General features: G+C 40.8%; 3 protein-coding genes. All 3 read right to left on the reverse strand.

From position 1 onward, the window contains the following. A partial coding sequence (locus tag JWQ34_RS02215; RefSeq protein ID WP_299353281.1) for a GDSL-type esterase/lipase family protein occupies window positions 1-812 on the reverse strand: 812 nt, incomplete at its 3' end. Window positions 813-838: 26 nt separating this feature from the next. Then, complete coding sequence (locus JWQ34_RS02220) at window positions 839-2,116, reverse strand: alpha/beta fold hydrolase (protein WP_299353284.1); 1,278 nt, start codon at window positions 2,114-2,116, stop codon at window positions 839-841. Window positions 2,117-2,146: 30 nt separating this feature from the next. Beyond that, on the reverse strand, window positions 2,147-3,141 hold a 995-nt coding region (locus JWQ34_RS02225; RefSeq protein ID WP_299353286.1), incomplete at its 5' end, for a glycoside hydrolase family 3 C-terminal domain-containing protein.

A 3,141-nucleotide genomic window follows, 5' to 3' on the forward strand; every position in this document is an offset into this window, starting at 1 on the left:
AACCGGGCGCGCCATATCCAGGGATGCCCTTTAGCAGACCATTTGGGCTTTACAACTTTACATTTACGGCCATCTAATGTAAAATCGGCACATGGATAGCCATAAAATGAGCTTGTTTTTTGCGGGATGTCAATATGGTTGAAAACATCAAACTTAGTATCCTTTTCCCGAACGATATTTTCATAAATTAGTTTGGCCATAATAGTGGCGCCTGCTTTATTGGGGTGGATTTTATCGGGTGTATTAGCCTCCTGGTCAACAAAAGGCGAATGCATATCTATCAGCTCTATATGATCTTTAAAGGCTACGTTTTGTATAAACGGGTTGATCTTTTTTACAATAACCGGATCCCATATAGCGGTTGTGTCTTTTACCCACGAAGGCATAGCTTCCATTAATACTACACGCGGATGTGACGGCAGTTGAGCAAATGACTGTACCAGATCATGACAATCCTGCTCAAACTCACTATAATATTTACGGTTGATCAGTTTACTGTCGTTACCACCCAGGTCTATAAAAACAACATCAGGTAAAGCTGCAAGCGCATTCTTGTATGCCGTGGTATTCCAATAAGGTGAATCTCCTTTACGGAGCATAGTGGTGCCGCTTACACCATAATTGGTAACCGTGTAATTGCTTCCGAGCATTTTTTGCAGCTGCGCCGGATAAGAGTTTTGTTCGCGATTGGCAATAGTTGCACCGTAAGTAATACTTGCGCCAATACAAGCAATTTTAACAGGATTGTTTTGCGCCGAAACCTGTAAGCAAAAGCTAAGAACTAAAAAAGGGATTAAAAATGATCTCATCATCTTATGGTTGTTGATTACCTATAATTCTACTCTAATTTATGCAATGTATTATACATATCACTTGCCACCGCAACTGTACGGTCATCAGTTACATATGCATAATAATCAACACCCTTTTTCACCATATCAGCCGGGATGCTTACCGTATAGCTGTTACCCGATCCCAGGGCTGTAAGTGGCACCCAAACACGGGTTTGCCAGTTTTGCGTTGGCTCGCTATAATATAATATGACCGATGAAACAGTTATGCCTGCGGGCATATTAACCTTGATCGTAATTTTCTTACTGCTATCCGCCTGCAATTGTTCGCGCGTAATTTTTGCTATGCCGAACGGCTGCCCAATACCTTTTAAATAATGATCAAAATAAATTTGCTGCATCATTGGTCCTGCAGGCATTTGCTTATGATTAAAATTGGGATCCCATACATGGTTTTTGGTTGAATGAATGGCTTTAAGCGTGTTTTCTACGGCCTCCGGCCAAAAGTAGGTATCATTGGATGTGGCTTCTAAAAAATAAGGCGCTTTAATGTTTGGCGCGCGCCTGCCCGCATCAAAATATTTTAACCAGGGCTCCCTTACTGTTTCCGGCAAGTCTGCAATAATTTTAGTCCAGAATGATCCCTTTTCATAATAACCGCATCCAAATACAGAATAAGCAGCTTTTACCCGCTTGCCTAACAAGCCGGCCAGCATGGTAGTAGAATAGCCTCCCCATGAAAAACCCGTTATACCTATATTTTTAACATCTACATTTTTTTGTGAGCTTACAAAATTAAATGCTTCTATCCCGGCAACTTCAGCATCAACCAATGTGCTGTTTTGCAAACCGTTTGCAATATCAAATCGTGGCCCTTCGCCTCCCGGACGTGATTTCCATGGACCTGAAGAATTTGGCGTGTTTTTGGCATTGCATATCCCGGGCATATCAAAGGCAAAGGTTACATATCCACGTTGTGCATACGCCTCAACTAAATGATACACATCCTCAGCTTTGCTCCCCCCACCATGTAAAATAAGCAAAGCTGGATATACACCTTGTTGTTGGGGATAAGCCATGATAGCATATACCGAATTGATATTGTTATTTGAACCGAATATAAATTTCCGGGTTGTAATTGCCGACGAACCTGTTCCCGAATTTACTTCGCTGAGCACTTGTTGTACCTGTGGAACACTGTTTATATATGGCGTGTAAGGATCGGTATCGGCCTTAACGCTTTGCAACAGACTAATTTGCAGCGTTAATAGTAATACTATAAACAGCCTTAATTGAACAGCATAATTTTTAATTGGCAGGTTCATATATTATTTATTTTAATAGTAGCAGTTTTATTATTTATTTGCCATAACCCAAAAGCTATCCTTTAGCCTTATATCCTGAGATGAACTGCCAATCATTATTTTAAACTCTCCGGGCTCAACTACTTTTTTCATTTGCCGGTTCCAAAGGGCCAGTTCATCGCTATTGATCTTAAAATTCACAATACCGCTTTCACCGGGCTTAAGGTTTATGCGCTTAAATCCTTTTAATGACATTACAGGCAGTGTTACACTGGATACCACATCACGTATATAGGCTTGCACTACTTCGGTACCTTCAACTTTTCCTGTATTTTTTATTTTAACACTTACGTTCACTGTACCATTGACCGCAATTTTTGGCGATTCAATCTTCAGATCTGAATAGCTGAAAGTTGTATAGCTAAGTCCGTGACCGAAAGAAAACAAAGGCGTATTACTTTCGTCGACATATTTATGATAAGACGTTGGTTTATGGTTATAATAAAACGGCAACTGCCCTATGGAACGTGGAATAGTAATAGGCAATTTACCCGAAGGATTAACTTTACCCAATAATACGTCCGCTATGGCTAATCCGCCTTTTTCGCCGGAAAACCAGGTTTCAACAATAGACGGGATATGATCGGCTACCCAATTGATAGTGAGTGGCCTGCCGTTAAACAATACAGCCACAACCGGTTTACCGGTTTGATGGATGGCTTTTATCAAATTCAACTGACGTTCATCCAGATCGAGGTTTGCCCGGTCTTTTCCCTCGCCTACTTTATCCATGTCTTCGCCTAATACAACAATGGCAACATCTGATTTTTGAACCAGCTTAACCGCTTTCTCCTGAAGATCATTTGATGCGTTGTTTAAAGAGTAGCCCGGTTCGTATTTAATTTGCAGCGTATTACCGGCCCTTTGCTTTAGTCCGTCTAAAATAGCTATGCCTTTTCCTTCAGTATTGGAGTAACCACCTAAATAAATACTTTCGGCTAACGGGCCTATTACCGCAACAGATTGCTCTTTTTTAAGCGGTAAAA

Origin of the sequence: Mucilaginibacter sp. (assembly GCF_028288185.1) — a bacterium.
Lineage (GTDB): Bacteria > Bacteroidota > Bacteroidia > Sphingobacteriales > Sphingobacteriaceae > Mucilaginibacter.